At 73.7% G+C, this 18471-nt stretch carries 15 protein-coding genes; 9 read left to right on the forward strand and 6 right to left on the reverse strand.

The window, feature by feature from the left end; translation table 11 throughout:
* The first annotated feature begins 119 nt into the window (after nt 1-119).
* From ACFV2X_RS24310 to ACFV2X_RS24320, 3 genes are all read left to right on the forward strand, one after another.
* Nucleotides 120-1655: an aromatic amino acid ammonia-lyase gene (locus ACFV2X_RS24310; RefSeq protein ID WP_385619871.1), complete on the forward strand. Its 1536-nt coding sequence runs from the start codon at nt 120-122 to the stop codon at nt 1653-1655.
* Between the two features lie 47 nt (nt 1656-1702).
* Nucleotides 1703-2680 (forward strand): MurR/RpiR family transcriptional regulator, encoded by a 978-nt coding sequence (locus ACFV2X_RS24315; RefSeq protein ID WP_385619873.1) that lies wholly within the window; start codon nt 1703-1705, stop codon nt 2678-2680.
* Nucleotides 2681-2797: 117 nt separating this feature from the next.
* Entirely contained in the window at nt 2798-3385 is a 588-nt protein-coding gene (locus ACFV2X_RS24320) for a hypothetical protein (RefSeq protein WP_385619876.1), read from the forward strand.
* A gap of 508 nt (nt 3386-3893) precedes the next feature.
* Here the strand turns inward: ACFV2X_RS24320 and ACFV2X_RS24325 are convergent.
* The 4 genes from ACFV2X_RS24325 to ACFV2X_RS24340 all read right to left on the reverse strand — a co-directional run bounded on the left by ACFV2X_RS24325 (nt 3894) and on the right by ACFV2X_RS24340 (nt 8766).
* A complete protein-coding gene (locus ACFV2X_RS24325; protein ID WP_385619878.1) occupies nt 3894-5303 on the reverse strand; it encodes a diaminopimelate decarboxylase in 1410 nt (469 codons plus the stop codon).
* A gap of 69 nt (nt 5304-5372) precedes the next feature.
* The gene (locus ACFV2X_RS24330) at nt 5373-6929 is read right to left on the reverse strand and encodes a serine/threonine-protein kinase (protein ID WP_385619880.1); all 1557 of its coding nucleotides are present in this window, start codon (nt 6927-6929) and stop codon (nt 5373-5375) included.
* 273 nt (nt 6930-7202) lie between these two features.
* Nucleotides 7203-7658 carry a MerR family transcriptional regulator gene (locus tag ACFV2X_RS24335; protein ID WP_385619882.1) on the reverse strand — a complete coding sequence of 152 codons (456 nt, stop codon included), beginning with the start codon at nt 7656-7658 and terminating at the stop codon, nt 7203-7205.
* Between the two features lie 64 nt (nt 7659-7722).
* Complete coding sequence (locus ACFV2X_RS24340; RefSeq protein WP_385620023.1) at nt 7723-8766, reverse strand: MDR family NADP-dependent oxidoreductase; 1044 nt, start codon at nt 8764-8766, stop codon at nt 7723-7725.
* 199 nt (nt 8767-8965) lie between these two features.
* Here ACFV2X_RS24340 and hutU point away from each other — a divergent pair, with 199 nt between their 5' ends.
* From hutU to hutI, 4 genes are all read left to right on the forward strand, one after another.
* On the forward strand, nt 8966-10630 hold the full coding sequence (hutU, locus tag ACFV2X_RS24345; RefSeq protein ID WP_385619883.1) for a urocanate hydratase: 1665 nt from the start codon (nt 8966-8968) through the stop codon (nt 10628-10630).
* A gap of 119 nt (nt 10631-10749) precedes the next feature.
* Nucleotides 10750-11961, forward strand: a complete 1212-nt coding sequence (locus ACFV2X_RS24350) for an allantoate amidohydrolase (RefSeq protein WP_385619885.1) — start codon at nt 10750-10752, stop codon at nt 11959-11961.
* Complete coding sequence (locus ACFV2X_RS24355) at nt 11958-13301, forward strand: formimidoylglutamate deiminase (RefSeq protein WP_385620025.1); 1344 nt, start codon at nt 11958-11960, stop codon at nt 13299-13301. The genes ACFV2X_RS24350 and ACFV2X_RS24355 overlap by 4 nt, the downstream gene beginning before the upstream one ends.
* A gap of 101 nt (nt 13302-13402) precedes the next feature.
* Nucleotides 13403-14572 (forward strand): imidazolonepropionase, encoded by a 1170-nt coding sequence (gene hutI, locus ACFV2X_RS24360; protein WP_385619887.1) that lies wholly within the window; start codon nt 13403-13405, stop codon nt 14570-14572.
* Nucleotides 14573-14684: 112 nt separating this feature from the next.
* On the opposite strand, the gene ACFV2X_RS24365 is transcribed toward hutI, so the two are convergent.
* Nucleotides 14685-15629 carry a zinc-binding dehydrogenase gene (locus ACFV2X_RS24365; RefSeq protein ID WP_385619889.1) on the reverse strand — a complete coding sequence of 315 codons (945 nt, stop codon included), beginning with the start codon at nt 15627-15629 and terminating at the stop codon, nt 14685-14687.
* A gap of 115 nt (nt 15630-15744) precedes the next feature.
* On the opposite strand from ACFV2X_RS24365, the gene ACFV2X_RS24370 reads away from it, so the two are divergent.
* Complete coding sequence (locus tag ACFV2X_RS24370; RefSeq protein ID WP_385619892.1) at nt 15745-16434, forward strand: TetR/AcrR family transcriptional regulator; 690 nt, start codon at nt 15745-15747, stop codon at nt 16432-16434.
* A gap of 16 nt (nt 16435-16450) precedes the next feature.
* The gene (locus tag ACFV2X_RS24375) at nt 16451-17275 is read left to right on the forward strand and encodes a hypothetical protein (protein ID WP_385619895.1); all 825 of its coding nucleotides are present in this window, start codon (nt 16451-16453) and stop codon (nt 17273-17275) included.
* 94 nt (nt 17276-17369) lie between these two features.
* Here ACFV2X_RS24375 and ACFV2X_RS24380 read toward each other — a convergent pair whose 3' ends face one another.
* The gene (locus ACFV2X_RS24380; RefSeq protein WP_385619898.1) at nt 17370-18254 is read right to left on the reverse strand and encodes an RNA polymerase sigma factor SigF; all 885 of its coding nucleotides are present in this window, start codon (nt 18252-18254) and stop codon (nt 17370-17372) included.
* Nucleotides 18255-18471: the final 217 nt, after the last annotated feature.

The raw sequence follows: 18471 nt of genomic DNA on the forward strand, positions 1-18471 counted from the left end.
ATAGGCGAGTGAATAGAAGTCAAGAGTTTGGCGTTAATCAACGGTTACTTCTGCTCACAATGCGGGACGGAATGCATGTCTCCGTCCGATAAGGGTGCGGATGGAAGGGGCTCCCCTGGATGTTGTCTCAGATTCTGGACTCGGCGGGCACGGCGGGTGACGCCGCGCCGCGCATCGTGCTGGACGGGCGGACCCTGCGCGTGGCCGATGTCGTACGGCTCGCCGACCGAACGCGCCGCCCCGCGGCCCCCGATCCGGCCGCCCTCGCCAGCGCCGAGCGCGCCTGGGAGACCGCGAGCCGGCTGGCCGCCGGCGGGCGCGTCTACGGCCGCAGCACCGGCGTCGGCGCCAACCGCACCGAGGACGTCGGGGCCGCCGATCAGGACCACGGCCTGCGCCTGCTGCGCAGCCACGCCGGGGCCATCGGCGCGCCGCTGCCCGCCCGCGAGGTCCGCGCCATGCTCGTCGTACGCGCCAACCAACTGCTCGCGGGCGGCGCCGGGCTGCGCCCCGCCGTCGTCACCGCCCTCGTCGAGGCCCTGGCGCGCGGCGCCCACCCGGTCGTCAACGAACACGGCGCGGTCGGCACCGGCGACCTCGCCGCACTCGCCCAGACCGGCCTCGCGCTCGTCGGCGAACACCCCTGGGACCTCACCGACGCCGCACCGGGCGGCGGCGCCCCCGCGCCCATCGAGCTCGACAGCAACGACGCCCTGGCCCTGATCAGCAGCAACGCCCTCACCCTCGGCCAGTCGGCGCTCGCCCTGGCCGAGCTGCGCCGGCTGCTGGCCGCCTCGCTCACCGTCGCCGCGCTCTCGCTGATCGCGGTCGGCGGCTCACTGGAGGCCTACGCCCAGCCCGTGCACGAGGCCCGCCCGCACCCCGGCTCCGTCGAGGCGGCCGCCCGGATGCGGGCCCTGCTCGGCGCCCCGGCCCGCCCGACGCCGCCGCTCGGCCGGATCCAGGACCCGTACGGCTTCCGCTGTCTGCCACAGATCCACGGCCCGGCGGCGGACGCGGCCGACGCGCTGGAGCGGGTGCTGACCGTCGAGTTCAACGCCGCCGCCGAGAACCCGCTGATCTGCCCCGACGACGAGGCCGCCTACCACCACGGCAACTTCTACGCCGCGCACACCGCCCTCGCCCTCGACCACTTCCGGCTCGCCGCCCTGCAGACCGCCCGGCTGTCCACCGCCCGGCTCGCCGCGCTCTCCGAACCGGAATTCACTCGGCTGCGCCCCTTCCTCGGTGATATAGCGCCCGCCAGTTCGGGGGTGATGATCCTGGAGTACGCGGCGGGGGCGGCCCTCGGCGAGATGCGGGCCGTCTCCCACCCGGCCTCCCTCGGTCACGCCGTGCTCTCGCGCGGCGTCGAGGAACAGGCCAGCTTCGCCTCGCTCGCCGCCCGGCAGACTCTTCGCGTGGTCGACAACTACCGGCAGGTGCTGGGCTGCGAACTGGTCGCGGCCGTACGGGCGCTGCGCCAGCGCGGGCTGGAACCGGACCCCGAGCTGCCGGTCGGTGCGGCCTACGCATTGGCCGAGAAGGCGCTCGATCCGAGGATGGAGGACCGTCCGCTGACGCAGGATGTGGCGGTGGCCGCGGGCCTGTTGGACGGGCTGGCGGACATGAGCGACATGAGCGCGGAAAGTTGAGCATCGGGGAGTCGGCCCGGGAGGGCCGAGAGGGGCAGGAGAGAACGATGAGTACGGATACGGGGGCGTCGGCGGAGGCCCGGCTGATCGGTGCGGCCGGTGCGGCCGGGGCGGGCGACGCGATCGGGGCGGTCGGCGCGGACGAGGCGGCTGGGGCGGCCGGGGCGGCTGGGGCGGCCGGGGCGGGCAGTGGCGCCGCGCGGCTGCAGCAGCTCTTCGAGGGCCACCGCCTGACGCCCACCCAGCGGCGCATCGCCCACTGCATGGTGCGGCGGGCGGCCGACGCGCCGTTCCTGTCGAGCGTCGAACTCGCCGAACTGGCCGGCGTCAGCCAGCCGTCGGTGACCCGCTTCGCGGTCGCCCTCGGCTTCGACGGCTACCCGGCACTGCGCAGACATCTGCGGGAGGTCGCCCCCGCCGCCGTCGCCGAGCGGGTTGCGGGCGAGGACGCGTACAACGAGTACCAGCAGGCGGTGCAGTCGGAGATCGACAACCTGCGCCATCTGGCGTCCCTCCTCGCTGACCCGGCCCCGGTCGCCCGGGCCGGGCGGCTGCTCGCCGAGTCCCGGCCGCTGCCGGTCCTCGGGCTGCGCGCGGCCTCCGCCCAGGCGGGCGGCTTCGCGTACTTCGCGCGCAAGGTCCACCCGGACGTACGCCTGCTGGACGAGGGCGGCACCATGCTCACCGACCGCGTCGACGCCGCCGTACGCGCGGGCGCGACCGCCCTGCTGTGCTTCGCCCTGCCGCGCCATCCGCGCGAGGTCGTCGAGGGCCTGGAGTACGCCCGGTCCGCCGGGCTGACCGTGGTGACCGTCGCCGACAGCGCCTTCGCCCCGGTCGCCCGCCACAGCGATCTGCTGCTCCCCGCGGCGGTCGGCACCGGCCTCGCCTTCGACACGGCCTGCGCGCCGATGCTGCTGGGGCGGGTGCTGCTGGAGGCGATGTGCGACGCGCTGCCGGAGGCACAGGCGCGGCTGGAGGAGTTCGACGCGAAAGCCGCGGAGCGGGGGCTGTTCGTGGAGTAGGCGTGGAGTAGGCGCGTCTCACGGAATTCTCACACCTGGTGACTAGAGTCCGTCCCCGAACGGATGTATGTACGGCTTGAGCATGAGCCGAATTCGTTGACCAGGAGGAGGTCTGTCGTGGGGCGCGGGGCATATGCGCTGGCCCGGGTGGCCGTGGTCGTACGGGCGCCGGCGGGGTGGCTGTGGTGGCCGGGCGTACTGGCCGCAGGCGTCGGGGTGTTGGTGCCGGGGCTGACCGGCCGCCGGATCGGAGTGCTGGCCGGAGCGGCGCTGTTCCTGATCGCGGCGGCCGTGGCCTTCCTGGTGCGCCGGGGACGCTATCTGGAACTGGCGCGCGCCGCCTCCCGGGCGGGCAAGTCGGTGTTCCTCCAGGACCGCGCGGTGACCGTACGGGCCCGGCGGCGGGCACTGCGCTGGTGGCTGCTGCTGGCGTTCCTGGCCGCGGTGGGGTCGTCGTTCGCCGTACCCGCGGCCGCCGGGATGCTGCTGGCCGGGGTCGGCGCCGGTCTGTGGGCCAAGGCGCTGTGGCTGGGCCGCTGGGAGCAGGCCAACGACGTGCTGCTGTGGGTGCGCACGGAGTGGGTGGCCCGCGGCAAGCCGGCGGGCAAGGGCATTGGCGCCTACCAGACGACGGGGATGGTGGCCGGCGACGCGGGGCCGGGCGGCGCCCGGCGGGGCCGCGCGACGGCCGGGGCGGCGCGCTGAGGCGGCGTATGCCGCGGTGACGCGCTGACGCGGTGGCGCGGTCGCGTGACGCGGCCGCGCTTTACGCGTCGCGTCGGCGGTGCGCGTGTGGCGCCGATGCCGCGCCGGTGGCCACTGCCGCCCGTCCGGTGCGCGGCACTACGGGCGGGGCGCCGCCACGGCTTGGTGAGGCGCGTTCCGCGCCGCCCGTGCCCGAGGGGTAGGCCCCACGGTGCGCAGCGCCGTTGACGGCCGCCCTGCTGTGGGGTGTCGGAGGGGCGGGTGCCGCTGGCTTTCCGCGTCCGTCGGCGCCTTGCGATTCAGCCCGATGCGCGCGGCGCTGCTGACGGCCGCGCTGACGCGACGTACGGGCCACGGGGACCGGGGCGCGATGGACCGGGCGTCCCGCCCGCCTTCCGCGCCGCGCTGACGCGCTCGCGCCGTACGGGACACGGGGGCCGGGCCACGATGGGCCGGGCGTCGCGCTCGCCGCGCCGCCCGCGCCCCGGGCGTCCCGCACGCGCGTGGGTCACAGGCCCGACAGCGCGCCCATGTGCTCGCCGCCGCTCTCGGCGACGATCTCGTCGAGGGACTGCGGCGAGCGTACGGGGGCGAAGCGCACACGGCCGTTCTTGCCGCCGTCGGCGACCGAGAAGCCGTAGATCCCGGGGCGGGGCAGGCTGTTGTAGGCGAAGTGGTTGGAGACGTAGTACGCGCCCGTGTCGAGCAGCGCGACCAGGTCGTCCGGCTTGAGCTCGGGCAGCGGCCGGTTCACGGCGACCAGGTCGCCCGCGAAGCAGCACGGCCCGGCGACGTCCTGGCCGACCGGGCCGTCCGGTCCGGTCGGCTTGGGCACGCCCTCCCCGTCGTAGGCCATCACCCGCAGTGGCCATGACTCCGGGGCGAACACGGTGCGGGTGGCCAGTTGGGCGCCCGCGTGGGTGATGGCGATCGGCCGGCCGCCGGCCGACTTGGCGTACTCCACACGCGCCAGCACCGTGCCGGACTTGGCGATCAGCGACCGCCCGAACTCGGTGACCAGCCCGTACCGGCCGTCGAACAGCCCGGGGACGGTGTCGCGCAGCAGCAGGGCGTAGTCGAGGTAGTCGGGGGTGATCTCGTCGGAGGCGAAGTTGACGGGCAGCCCGCCGCCGATGTCGAGCGTGTCGATCTGCTGTCGGCCGACGGCCCGGTTGATCTCCTCGGCCAGCTCGTACGCCGCCCGTACGCCCGCCGCCATCAGCTCCAGCGGGCAGCCCTGCGAGCCCACGTGTGCGTGCAGCCGGGTCAGCCACGGCCGTTTGGTGAACGCGTTCACAACCCACTCGCGCGCCCCCGGGTCCAGCAGCGCCACCCCGAACTTCGAGGTCGCGGTGGCGGTGCTGAGCGCCCCGATGCTGCCGCCGCCCACCTGCGGATTGACCCGCAGCCCGAGCGGGCCGGGCGGCAGCGCGGGCCCGGGGCCCGTCCGTGGCCGTACGAGCGCGTCGAGGCGCGCCAGTTCTTGCGGGTTGTCGGCGTTGACCGCGATGCCGAGTTCGATGGCCTCGCGCAGCTCGGCGGTGGTCTTGGCGGGCGCGTCGAGCACGATGTGCTCGGGCCTGACCCCCGCGGCCCGGGCCAGCGCCAGCTCGCCGGGGCTGGCCACCTCACAGCCGATCCCCTCGTCGGCCAGCAGCCGCAGTACGGGGACCAGCGAGGCGGCCTTGACGGCGAAGGCGTGCAGCACGGGTGTGCCCGGCGCGACGACCTCGTTGAAGGCGGCCCACAGCTCGGCCGCGGCGGCCCGGATGCCGGCCACGTCCAGCAGCCCGACGACGGGCTGATCGGGCCCGATCAGCCCCTGCTCCACGGCGGCCCGCACCGCCCGCTCCCGCCGGACGGCCGCCTGCGCCGCTGCCCCTGCCCCTGCCCCCGCCACGACCGGATTCGACGTCATGCCCTCAGCCAACCACCACGCCGCCCGGCCGCCCACCCCGTCCGGCTCACGGTCCCGCGGTGAGAGACGTCAGAACGTGCCGGGTGTCGGCCGGTACACGCCGCCCGCGCAGGATTCCAGGGCGATGTGCAGCCGGAGCGCGCGAGCGTCGCGCACGGTTTTGTTCTCCGAGATGAGGTGGTACTCGACCTCGCGCGGGTCCCGCGAGCCGGAGGGCCGCAGCGGAGGGGGCACGGGCCCCGGTACGTGGGGCTTGAGAAGGGCCCGCACGGTGAGGGTGCAGCCGGTCCGGGTGGGCGCGTAGGTCACATACGCCAGGTCCTGCCACGGGACGTCCCAGACGGCCTGGCCCAGTTGCAGCGTCAGCCGGTCGCGGCTCACCCGAATGGCGCTGCGGTGCAGGTACGTCAGCGCGTGGAACAGGCCGGTCAGCAGGCAGGCGGCCGCGAGGACGCCGCCGACGGCCAGCCCGATCGGCAGCCCGCCCGAGGAACCGGCCAGGGCCACCACCACCCCCAGGGCGAGCGCCGCCAGCAGCATCGGCCTGCGCATGCGGCGCCTGAAGGCGGCGCGGCCGCCGTCCTCGACGGCGAACGCGTCCGTGGCCGGTACGGGACCGGTGCCGGGGCGAGGCTGGTCGGGCCGGCCGGGCGGCTGGTGGGATGGGGACTGCAGGCCGGGCGGTGCGGCCGGTGCGCCCGGTGCGCCCGGTGCGGCCGGTGCGGGGTGGGTCGGCTGGGCGTGCGGCGGGGTGGGCGTCCGCGGGTCGAGGGCCGTGGGGGTGCGGGCCGCGGCGGGGTCGAGCACCGTCGGTACCCCGCCCGTCAGCGCCGCCGCCACCTCCGCCGCCCGCGGCCGGGACTCGGGTGACTTCGCCAGGCACGCCTCGACCAGCGTCCGCAGGCTCGGCGGCAGTTCGCCCAGGTCCGGCGGCTCGTGGACGACGCGGAACAGCAGCGCGTGCGTCGGGCCCTCGCCGAACGGGCCGCGGCCGGTGGCGGCGAAGTTCAGCACGCTGCCGAGGGAGAAGACATCCGTCGGCGGCCCGGCTTCCCGCCCGATCGCCTGCTCGGGCGACATGAAGCCGGGCGTGCCCATCACGGTTCCGGTCGCCGTGAGGGCCGTGCCTCCGCCGCCCTCGAGCGCCTTGGAGATGCCGAAGTCGATCACGCGCGGGCCGTCGTCGAGCAGCAGCACGTTCGAGGGCTTCAGGTCGCGGTGCACCAGCCCCATGCGGTGGAACGCGGTCAGGGCCTCGGCGAGTCCCGCGCCCAGCCGCCGCAGTGACGGCTCGTCGAACGGCCCCTGGCTCGCCAGGTGTTCCGCCAGCGAGGGGCCCGGCACGTACTGGCTGGCGACCCAGGGCGTCGGGCCGTCCGGGTCGGCGTCGACCACCGGCGCGGTCCAGAAGCCGCCCGCCTTCATTGCCAGCTCTATCTCCCGCCGGAAGCGCTGTCTGAACCCGGGATCGTCGGCGATCTCGGGCCGTACGAGTTTGACCGCGACCCGCCGCCCGGAACCGGACTCGCCCAGGAAGACCTGGCCCATCCCGCCCGCGCCGAGGCGGCCGGTCAGCCGGTAGGGACCGATGACCGCAGGGTCGTCCGCCTGTAGTGGCTGTGGCAATGCTTCCCGCCCCCCGTGTTCGCTGCGCCCCACACCCTACTCACGCCGTCACGACCGGGTTCACAGCTCCACCGGCACCGCCCCGACATGGCGCCCCTCGACCGGTTCGCACTACGTGCTCGTGGAGACCCGCCCCCGGTGACCCGTGCCGCGTCACCGCAGGTCCCGGGGGCATCGCACCGGTCTACCTGATGGGCCGATTCGGGCCGGTCGGGGCTTCCCGACCCTTGCCGATATGCGGCTCCGCCGCGTGGCGCCGGACACCGTCCAGAACTAGCCCGCCGCCTGGGTGCGCGTGGAGTTCAGGTCGCGGCCGAGGTCGCGCAGCGGGCCGCCGACCCGCTGCGCGAGCCCGTCGCGCAGCTCGGTCAGCCGCTCGATGCGCTCGTCGAGATACGCCAGCCGACGCCGGACGATCATGTTGGGGAGGGTGCACAGGCCCGGCTCCCCGTCGGCCCGGGACCGGTCGGTCCGGGGCTCTCCTGGCGCGGGGCGGTCTTGGCGGTTCGCGGGGAGCGCTTCGATGGCCGCCACGAGGGCCCGTACGTCCTCGATGGTCAGGCCCGCGGTCAGCAGCTCGCGCACGGCGCGCAGATGCCGTACGTCCTCGGCCGTGTAGTCGCGGTGGCCGGAGGATGTGCGGCGCGCGGTGAGCAGTCCGCGCTGCTCGTAGTAGCGCAGCGCCCGCGGTGTCAGCCCGGCGGCAGCGGCCGCGTCCCCGATCCGCATGGGTCCCCCGTTCCCTCTGTGCCTTTCCGTCTTTCCGCCTGGCGCCATTGTCGCGCCGAGCCGCCTACAACTCCACCAGCACCGCCCCGACATGGCGGCCCTCGACCAGTTCGCACAGCGCGCGCGGCGCCTGCTCGACGCCCCGCAGCCGGGTGTGCGGGTAGGTCATCGTGCCCTCGCTCAGCGCGCGGCCGAATTCGCGCTCGTACTGCGGATACGCGTCCATGTGGTCGAAGGCCGCGGTGCCGCGCAGCGTGATCCCCCGTGCGATGAGGTCGAAGGTGCTGATCTGGACGGTGGCCATGGCGTCGCCGGTGAGCTGTGCGGACAGCGCGCCGACGAGGGCGAAGCGGGCGCCCCGGCGGGCCACGGCCAGTGCGGCCAGCAGCTGTTCGCCGCCGACGTTGTCGAAGAGCGCGTCGATGCCGTCCGGGGCCGCCTCGCGCAGCTGGTCCTCGATCGGTCCGGCGCCCCGGACCACGGCCGCGTCATAGCCGAGCTCCTTGACCAGGTATTCGGCCTTGCGCGGGGAGCCGGTGGAGCCGATGACCCGGGCGGCGCCGTGCAGCCGGGCGAACTGCCCGGCCAGTGTGCCGACCCCGCCCGCCGCGCCGCTGACGAACACGGTGTCCCCGTCCCGCACCTCCGCCCCGCGCACCACCCCCAGCCAGGCGGCGAAGCCCTGCGACAGATACGCGGCGGGGTCGGGCAGCGCCCCCGGGCTCAGCCGCTCCGCCGCGGCGGCGTCCACGACCGCGTACTCGCGCCAGCCCAGCCGGTGCCGGACCAGTTCGCCGGGGGCGAGGTCGGTGCCGGGCCCGGCCGCGACCACTTCGCCGATGGCGGGGCCGTGCATCGGGTCGCCGGGCCGCTGCAGCAGCTGGGCCAGGGCGAAGCTGTCGGAGTCGGCGATGGTCAGGGGGCGCATCACGGCGGCGACATTCATGAGCCGGTTGCGTACGAGCACCTGTCCGGGGCCGGGCTCGGGCACGGGGGCGGTGGTGACCTCGAAGTGGTCGGTGGTGAGCGTGTCCTCGGGCCGGGCGGCCAGCAGCACCTGACGGTGGGTGGCGGGCACGGCGGCAGGGGTGGGCTCGGGCAGCGGCATGGAGCGCTCCTCGGTGTGGTGGGAGGTGGTGGGAATGGCGGTGGCGGTGGAGCGGAACGCCGAGACGGTAAGACCTGACGTATACGTCAACCGCAAGCCCGTCAGCCGGAACACTCCGCGAGGCGGTATTGACTAGCTCTATTCACGGAGGTGAAGATGTGAATATCTCGATCCAGTCGACGGCAGGGAGGCACGGCCCATGTCAGGACCGCGACCCGTACGCGCACCGCGCGGCACCGAGCTCAGCGCCCGGGGATGGCAGCAGGAGGCCGCCCTCCGGATGCTGCAGAACAACCTCGACCCGGAGGTCGCCGAGCACCCGGACAAGCTCGTGGTCTACGGCGGCACGGGCAAGGCGGCCCGCGACTGGCGCTCGTTCGACGCCATGGTCCGCACGCTGACCACGCTCAAGCAGGACGAGACGATGCTGGTCCAGTCGGGCCGGCCGGTCGGCGTGATGCAGACCCACGAATGGGCGCCGCGCGTGCTGATCGCCAACTCCAACCTGGTCGGCGACTGGGCCAACTGGGAGGAGTTCCGCCGCCTGGAGGCGCTGGGCCTGACCATGTACGGCCAGATGACCGCGGGCTCGTGGATCTACATCGGCACCCAGGGCATCCTCCAGGGGACGTACGAGACCTTCGCCGCGGTCGCCGCGAAGAAGTTCAATGGCACCCTGGCCGGGACCATCACCCTCACCGCCGGGCTCGGCGGCATGGGCGGCGCCCAGCCGCTCGCGGTCACCATGAACGACGGCGTCGCCATCTGCATCGACTGCGACCCGCGCGCCATCGAGCGCCGTATCGAACACCGCTACCTGGACGTACGGGCCGACAGCCTGGACCACGCCCTCCAGCTGGCGGTCGAGGCGCGCGACGCCAGGCGGCCGCTGTCCATCGGCGTCCTGGGCAACGCGGCCGAGCTGGTCCCCCAGCTGCTCGCGATGAACGCCCCCATCGACATCGTCACCGACCAGACCAGCGCCCACGACCCGCTGTCGTATCTGCCGCTGGGCGTGGACTTCGACGAGATGGCCTCGTACGCCGCCGAGAAGCCCGCCGACTTCACCCAGCGGGCCCGCGAGGCCATGGCGAAGCACGTCGAGGCCATGGTCGGCTTCATGGACGCGGGCGCCGAGGTCTTCGACTACGGCAACTCGATCCGCGGCGAGGCCCAGCTGGCCGGCTACGACCGCGCCTTCGCCTTCCCCGGCTTCGTACCCGCCTATATCCGCCCGCTCTTCGCCGAGGGCAAGGGCCCCTTCCGCTGGGCGGCCCTGTCCGGCGACCCCAAGGACATCGCGGCCACCGACAAGGCCATCCTCGACCTCTTCCCGGAGAACGAGTCGCTGGCCCGCTGGATCAAGCTGGCGGGGGAGCGGGTCCACTTCCAGGGCCTGCCCGCCCGGATCTGCTGGCTCGGCTACGGCGAGCGCGACAAGGCGGGCGAGCGCTTCAACGAGATGGTGGCCGACGGCACGCTCGCCGCGCCGCTCGCGATCGGCCGCGACCACCTGGACTGCGGCTCGGTGGCCTCCCCGTACCGCGAGACCGAGGCGATGCTCGACGGCTCGGACGCGATCGCGGACTGGCCGCTGCTCAACGCCATGGTCAACGTCGCCTCGGGCGCGTCCTGGGTCTCCATCCACCACGGCGGTGGCGTCGGCATGGGCCGCTCCATCCACGCCGGCCAGGTCACCGTCGCGGACGGCACCCCGCTGGCGGGCGAGAAGATCCGCCGTGTGCTGACGAACGACCCGGGCATGGGCGTGATCCGCCACGTCGACGCGGGCTACGACCGCGCGGACGAGGTGGCGGCGGAACGAGGCGTCCGCATCCCCATGCGCGAGGACGACACGGTATGAGTATGGGCAATCGTCCCGCTGGGCGGGACGGGTGGGCACACCCCACCCACCGGCCCGCACCCGCGCACGAAACGGAACCAGCGGCGGCGCCAAGCGCACCCGGCGCCACATTCCACGAAATGTGGCGCGACCTCCTCCCCATCGGCCGCAACCAGTCGACCAACGGCTACCGCCGCTACGCCTGGACCCCCGCCGACGCCGACTGCCGCACCTGGTTCCGCGCCCAGGCGGAAACCCGCGGCCTCGCGTACGAGGAGGACCGCAACGGCAACCAGTGGGCCTGGCTCGGCGACCCGGCCGCCGGGGACGCCGTCGTAACGGGCTCGCACCTGGATTCCGTACCGGACGGCGGCGCCTTCGACGGCCCCCTCGGCGTCGTCTCGTCCTTCGCCGCGCTGGACGAGCTCCGCTCGCGCGGGGCGCGCCCCGCCAAGCCGCTCGCCATCGTCAACTTCGGCGACGAAGAGGGTGCCCGCTTCGGCCTGGCCTGCGTCGGCTCGCGGCTGACCGCCGGGCAGCTGGGCGTCGAGCAGGCGCATGCGCTGCGCGACGGCGACGGGGTGAGCCTGGCGCAGGCCATGGAGCGGGCCGGGTACGACCCGGAGGCGATCGGCCCCGACCCGGAGCGGCTGGCCCGCATCGGCGCGTTCGTGGAGCTGCACGTCGAGCAGGGCCGCGCCCTCGCGGCTCTGTCTGACAGCGGCTCCGCCGCGGGCACGCACCCGGTTGGCGTCGCCTCCGCGATCTGGCCGCACGGCCGCTGGCGGTTCGATTTCCACGGCGAGGCCAACCACGCCGGGACGACCCGGCTGGACGACCGCCGCGACCCGATGCTGACCTACGCGAACACGGTCCTGGCCGCCCGCAAGAAGGCCCGGCTCGCCGGGGCGCTGGCGACCTTCGGCAAGGTCGGCGTGGAGCCGAACGGGGTCAATGCCATCGCCTCGCTGGTGCGGGGCTGGCTGGACTCGCGCGCCCCCGACGAGGAGACGCTCGCGGCGGTCGTCGGCGAGATCGAGCGAGCGGCCGTCGAGCGCGGGCAGCGGGACGGTGTGGACGTCAAGGTCACGCGGGAGTCGTTCACGCCGGTGGTGGAGTTCGCCCATGGCCTCCGTGACGAGCTGGTACGGCTGCTCGGCGGCGCCCCGGTGCTGCCCACGGGCGCGGGACACGACGCGGGCATTTTGTCCGCGTCCGTGCCGACCGCCATGCTGTTTGTAAGGAACCCCACAGGCGTCTCGCACTCACCCGCCGAGACGGCGGCCGAGGATGACTGCCTCGCCGGGGTGACGGCACTCGCCGACGTACTGGAGGGCCTGGCGTGTCGCTGACGGCGCAGACCTACTGGGCGGAGCATGCCTGGCTGGGCGAGAGCGTGCAGCCGAACGTGCTCATCGTGACGGCGGTCGACGGCCGGATAAAGGCGGTGCGGGCGAATACGCCCGTGCCGCCGGCCGGGGCCGTCTGGCTGCGCGGTCTGACCCTCCCGGGCCTGGCCAACGCGCACAGCCACGCCTTTCACCGCGCCCTGCGCGGCGTCGTCCAGGCCGGCAGCGGCACGTTCTGGACCTGGCGCGAGGTGATGTACGGCGTCGCGGACAAGCTCACCCCCGAGCGTTACTTCGAGCTCGCCCGCGCCGTCTACGCCGAGATGACCATGGCGGGCATCACCTGCGTCGGTGAGTTCCACTACCTCCACCACGCGCCCGGCGGCACCCGCTACGACAACCCCAACGCGATGGGGGAGGCCCTGATCGCGGCCGCCGCCGACGCCGGGATCAGGATCACCCTCCTCGACACCTGCTATCTCTCCTCGGGCTTCGGCGCCGACCCCAACACCCACCAGCTGCGCTTCTCCGACGGCTCGGCGGAGGTCTGGGCGGAGCGGGTGTCCGCGCTCAAGGGCGATGGCAACACCCGGATCGGCGCGGCCATCCACTCGGTGCGGGCGGTGCCCGTGGACCAGATCGGGACCGTCTCCGGCTGGGCCGACCACCATGCGGCGCCGCTGCATGTCCACCTCTCCGAGCAGACCGCCGAGAACGACGCCTGTGTCGAGGCACACGGCTTCACCCCGACCCGGCTGCTCGCCGACCACGGCGTGCTGGGCCCGCGCACCACGGCCGTGCACGCCACCCACCTCACCCCCGGCGACATCCGGCTGCTGGGCCACTCGGCCACGGGTGTGTGCATGTGCCCGACCACCGAGCGCGATCTCGCCGACGGCATCGGCCCGGCCGCCCAGCTCCAGCAGGCGGGCTCACCGCTCTCGCTGGGCAGCGACAGCCACGCTGTGATCGACATCCTGGAAGAGGCGCGCGCCATGGAGATGGACGAGCGGCTGCACACCCGCACCCGGGGTCACTGGAGCGCGGCCCGGCTGCTGCGCGCCGCCACGGTCGACGGCCACGCCGCCCTCGGCTGGGGGGACGACGCGGGCCGGATCGAGCCCGGCGCGCTCGCCGACCTCACCACGATCGCGCTGGATTCCGTCCGCACCGCGGGACCCCCGCCCGGCCTCGGGGCCGAGACGGCCGTATTCGCGGCGACCAACGCGGATGTCCGGCACACCGTCGTCGGCGGGCGCCATGTCGTACGGGACGGGGCTCATCAGCTCGTCCCGCGCGTCCCCGAGGCCCTGGCCGAGTCCATCGCAGCCCTGCGGGACTGAGCCGGAGCCCCACGTACGGTCCGCACGGTCCGAACGGCCTTGCGCACGGCCCAGAGCGCGACCGCCCCACGCAAGGCCCTATCAAGGAGAACGCCCCCGCGATGACGACCGCGACAGCCATCATCGACATCTCCACCCTCGTCACCAACGACCCCTCCCTCGGCGAAGGCCCCCTCGGTCTGCTCCAGAACGCGGCCGTCGTCATCGACGGCGACCGCATCGTCTGGGTCGGTGAGTCAAGCAAAGCACCCGCCACTGACAATCAGGTCGACGCGGGCGGCCGGGCGCTCCTCCCCGGCTTCGTCGACTCCCATTCCCACCTGGTCTTCGCGGGCGATCGGACGGCGGAGTTCAACGCCCGGATGTCCGGCCGCCCCTACAGCGCGGGCGGCATCCGCACCACCGTCGCCGCCACCCGCGCCGCCTCCGACCAGGACCTGGAGGAGAACGCGGCGCGCTACGTCCGCGAGGCGCGCCGCCAGGGCACCACGACGCTGGAGATCAAGTCCGGCTACGGCCTCACCTCCCAGGACGAGGCCCGCTCGCTGGAAGTCGCCTCCGCGTTCACCGACGAGGTCACCTACCTGGGCGCGCATGTCGTGGCGCCCGAGTTCGCCGACGACCCCGCCGCGTATGTGGACCTGGTCACCGGCCCGATGCTGGACCTGTGCGCCCCGCACGCCCGTTGGATCGACGTCTTCTGCGAGCAGGGCGCCTTCGACGGCGACCAGGCCCGTACGATCCTCACCGCCGGAGCGCAGCGCGGTCTGACCCCGCGGGTGCACGCCAACCAGCTGACCCAGGGCCCCGGCGTCCAGCTGGCCGTCGAGCTCGGCGCCGCCTCCGCCGACCACTGCACGCATCTCTCCGACGCCGACGTCGACGCCCTGGTCCAGGGCGACACGGTCGCCACCCTGCTGCCGGGCGCGGAGTTCTCCACCCGCTCGCGGTACCCCGACGCGCGGCGCCTGCTGGACGCGGGCGTGACCGTGGCGCTCTCGCCCGACTGCAACCCGGGCTCGTCCTTCACCAGCTCCATGCCCTTCTGCGTGGCGCTGGCCGTCCGCGAGATGGGGATGACCCCGGACGAGGCCGTCTGGGCGGCCACGGCGGGCGGGGCGCGGGCCCTGCGCCGTACCGACGTCGGCCGGGTCGCCCCCGGCGCCCGCGCCGATCTGACCCTGCTGGACGCCCCCTCGCACGTCCACCTCGCCTACCGCCCCGGCGTCCCCCTCGCCGCGGCGGTCTGGCACGGCGGCACGCTGGTCTGACCGGCATCCTGGTCTGACCGGCAGCCTGACCGGCGCCCTGGTCTGGCGTGCGCCCTGGTCGGATCAGGGCCCCCGGGTACGGCCGCCCAGGTCCGACCCGGTCCGACCCGGGCTACGCCGGCACCTCCAGGACCGCCTTTCCGCGCACCCGGCGGCCGAGCAGCGCCTCGGCCGCCTCGGCGGCCCGCGACCAGTCGCCGCGCCAGGCGATCTGCGGGTCGAGCTCGCCGCGCGCCAGGAGCCCGGCCAGCCACGACAGGTCCGCGGCCAGCCCGTCCGCGTCGTCCAGCAGGAAGTACGTGGTGATGGACCGGTTGTGCCCTGTGTTGCCGAAGAAGGCCCCGAACTCGAAGCTCTCGCCGTCGCCGCCGCTGTGTCCCATGGCGATCAACGTGCCGTGCGGGGCCAGTGCCTCGTACGCGGCGACCAGCGCCGCGCCGCCGAGCAGCTCGATCACGCCGTGCACCGGCTCGGACGGCTTCACCGGCGCCGACGCTCCGGCACCCACCAGGACCTCGTGCGCCCCCAGCGCCCGCAGCTCGTCCTCCTTCGACGGGTCCGACGTGGCCGCGACGACGTGCGCGCCGCCCCGGGCCGCGAGCTGTACGGCGAAGCGCCCGACCCCGCCGCCCGCGCCCGTCACCAGCACCCGCCGGCCCAGGATCGGCCCGAGGCGGCGCAGCCCGCGCAGCGCGGAGCCCGCGGCCACCGGAAGGGTGCTGACCGCGCCGAGGTCGCTGCCGGGCGGGACGGCGGCGAGCATGGCGGTGTCCACCGCGCGCAGCTGGGCCCAGGCTCCGTCGGCGCCGATGGAGACCACGGGCGTGCCGACGGCCGGCCCCGAGCCGTCCGCCGCCGCCCGGACCACCACGCCCGCCGCGTCCCAGCCGGGCACGTCCCCGTCGGCGCCGCCGGGCACGACGTGGAAGACCTCGCCATAGTTGAGCGAGAACGCCTCGACCCGCACCAGCGCCTGGTGGGGCGCGGGTTCGGGGTCCGGGACCTCTGCCAGGGACAGATGGCCGGGGGCCGCATGGTCGATCGTCAGTGCGCGCAACGTCGCCTCCGCTGTTCACGGGTGGTGATCAAGGAATCGCCATAGTGCCACTCAGTGGCATAAGCCTACAAGTGGCAAAAGCTCCATCGGTGCGCCGGGAGGTAGGCTGCCGGGCGTGGTGAACGAACTGCCGCTGCGCGAGCGCAAGAAGCTGCGCACCCGCGAGGCCCTGGTCGAGACCGCCCTGGAGCTCTTCTCGGACAAGGGGTTCTGCGAGGTCACGCTCGACGAGCTGGTGGGCGCGGTGGAGGTGTCCAAGCGGACGTTCTTCCGTACGTTCGCCTCCAAAGAGGACGTCGCGCTCGCGCCTGAGAAGGAGCTGTGGGCCGCGTACTCCGCGCGTATCGAGGCGCATCCGCTGAACGGCCCGCTGCTGACGGTGCTCCAGGACACGCTCTTCGCCGCCGTATCGGACATGGCGGACGGCTGGGAGCGCCGCTTCCGCACCAGCCGCGCCCTCGCCGACCGCTACCCGGTGCTGACCGCGCACAGCCTCGGACACTGCGCGGAGGTCACCGACACCCTCGTGCGCTCGGTCACGGACCGCCGGCCCGACTCCTCGACCGACGAGCTGCGGACGCGGCTGCTGCTGGAACTGATGCTGGCGGCGTGGCGCTGCGCGCTCAAAGAGTGGGTGTCGACGCCGGGCGCCCCCGGGCGCGACGAATTGCGGGCGCGGACACGGGCGGCGCTGGACGCGATCCCGGACGTCGCGAAGCTGGTCTCCAGCGGGACCGGGACCGGGACCGGGACGGGGACCGGAACAGGAACAGCGACCGGAGCCGGGACCGGCACGGCGGAATGAGCGGGGGGCAGAAGTGATGCGGATACGGCGGGGAGTCGCGGCGTGCGCCGCGCTGGTCGCGGCCGGGCTGCCGGCCGCGGGCTGCGGCTCCGGCACCGAGGACGAGCGGGGCGGCACCGCCGGCGAGGCCAGCGAGAGTGGCAGGGGCCGGCCGGGCGCGGAGGCAAAGCCCGCCACGAGCGCCCCACGCGTCCCCGGGGTCGACGCATCCGCCGACCCGAACCGTCTGTTCACCGAGACTCAGCTGGCGAAGGCGCTGCTGGACGGCGACGAACTCCCCGGCGGAGGGCGGGAGGTGTGGAGCGCGCGGGGCACCTTCAACCAGGTGGCCCGGGTGCCAGACGGCGGCGGCCTGTGGGCGGACTGCCCGGCGGCGGTCACGGGCGATATCGCGGAGCTGTGGGCCTTCCGCGCGCCGAGCGTCGTACGGCATCTGATCCCCGACGACAGGAAGGCGGCCGCGGGCGGCGGCGGCATCAGGCCCGAAGTGCTGCTCTCGATGACACGGGAGCGCGCCGACCGCTACCTCGACCTCCGGCGCGCGCTCTACAAAAGCTGCCCCCGGACGGCGGTCGACGCCGAGGCGGGCCCGCCGCACACCTACCGCTACACCGCGGAGGACGTGGAGCTGGGCGACGACGCCTTCGTCGAGACGTCGCAGTCGAAGGACGCCGACGCCGAGCAGGAGAACGTGGCCGACAAAGGCCCGTCGTACCAGGTCTATGTCCGCCTGGGCGGTGTGATCGTGACGTCCGGTGACTGGAAGGACCGCGACGCTGCGCTCGCCGCGGCGGCGAAGGCGGCGGAGAAGGTCCGCACGCAGCTGTACGCAAAGCCCTGAACGGGCGCGGAGCTGAACGGGCGCGGTCCTGAATGGGCACGGATAAGGGCCCGTCCCAAGCGGGGGCGGGCCCTTATCCGTCTGCGGAGAGCGCTTATTCCTCGACCATCAGCCCTCTGCGGAGCCGGACGAGGGTGCGCGACAGCAGCCGGGAGACATGCATCTGGGAAATGCCCAGCTCATCACCGATCTCCGATTGCGTCATATTCGCCACAAAACGCAGCGCGAGAATCTTCCGATCGCGCGGCGCGAGATCCGCGATGAGGGGTTTGAGGGATTCGACATATTCGATGCCCTCAAGTCCGTGGTCCTCATAGCCGATGCGGTCCGCCAGCGCGCCCTCGGTGTCGTCCTCCTCCGGCTGGGCGTCCAGCGAGCTCGCGGTGTACGCGTTGCTCGCGGCCATGCCCTCGATGACCTCGGCGGTGGTGAGGCCCAGCCGCTCGGCCAACTCGGTGGCGGTCGGGGCGCGGTCCAGCCGCTGGGCCAGTTCGTCACCGGCCTTGGCCAGGTCGAGCCGGAGCTCCTGGAGCCGCCTCGGCACCCGCACCGACCAACTGGTGTCCCGGAAGAAGCGCTTGATCTCGCCGACGATGGTCGGCATGGCGAAGGTGGGGAATTCGACGCCCCGGCTGAGCTGGAAGCGGTCGATGGCCTTGATCAGGCCGATGGTCCCGACCTGGACGATGTCCTCCATGGGCTCGCTGCGGGAGCGAAAGCGGGAGGCGGCGAACTTGACCAGGGCCAAGTTGAGCTCGACCAGGGTGTTGCGCACATACGCGTACTCGTGTGTGCCTTCTTCGAGGATTTCGAGCCGCTCGAAGAGCGTCTTGGACAGCGCCCGCGCGTCCACCGGGCCCACCGTCTCGTACGGCGGAATCTCCGGTAGGTCCGCCAGTTCGGGCAGGTCCTCGAATGAATGGCCGGTGGCCGTGGGGCCATCCGGACCGGATGTGAACTGCTGTGACGGCGACGTCATTGTCGACGATGCGTTGGTCCGAGTGTCCTGAGTGGCCGATGTGTTCACAGAGGAATCGGGGCGCGATTCGTCGAGCCGGGGTGACATAAGTCTCCTCCCTCATTCTCGGCATATGGCTGCCGATGCCATTACGTGCTGCTGCGGTTTGCGGCGCCTCCAAGCCGGCCGTGATGGATGTGTCTCTCTACGCCTACCCGCAACCACCCGCAAGTGGCAA

This window comes from Streptomyces sp. NPDC059679 (assembly GCF_042734105.1).
Lineage (GTDB): Bacteria > Actinomycetota > Actinomycetes > Streptomycetales > Streptomycetaceae > Streptomyces.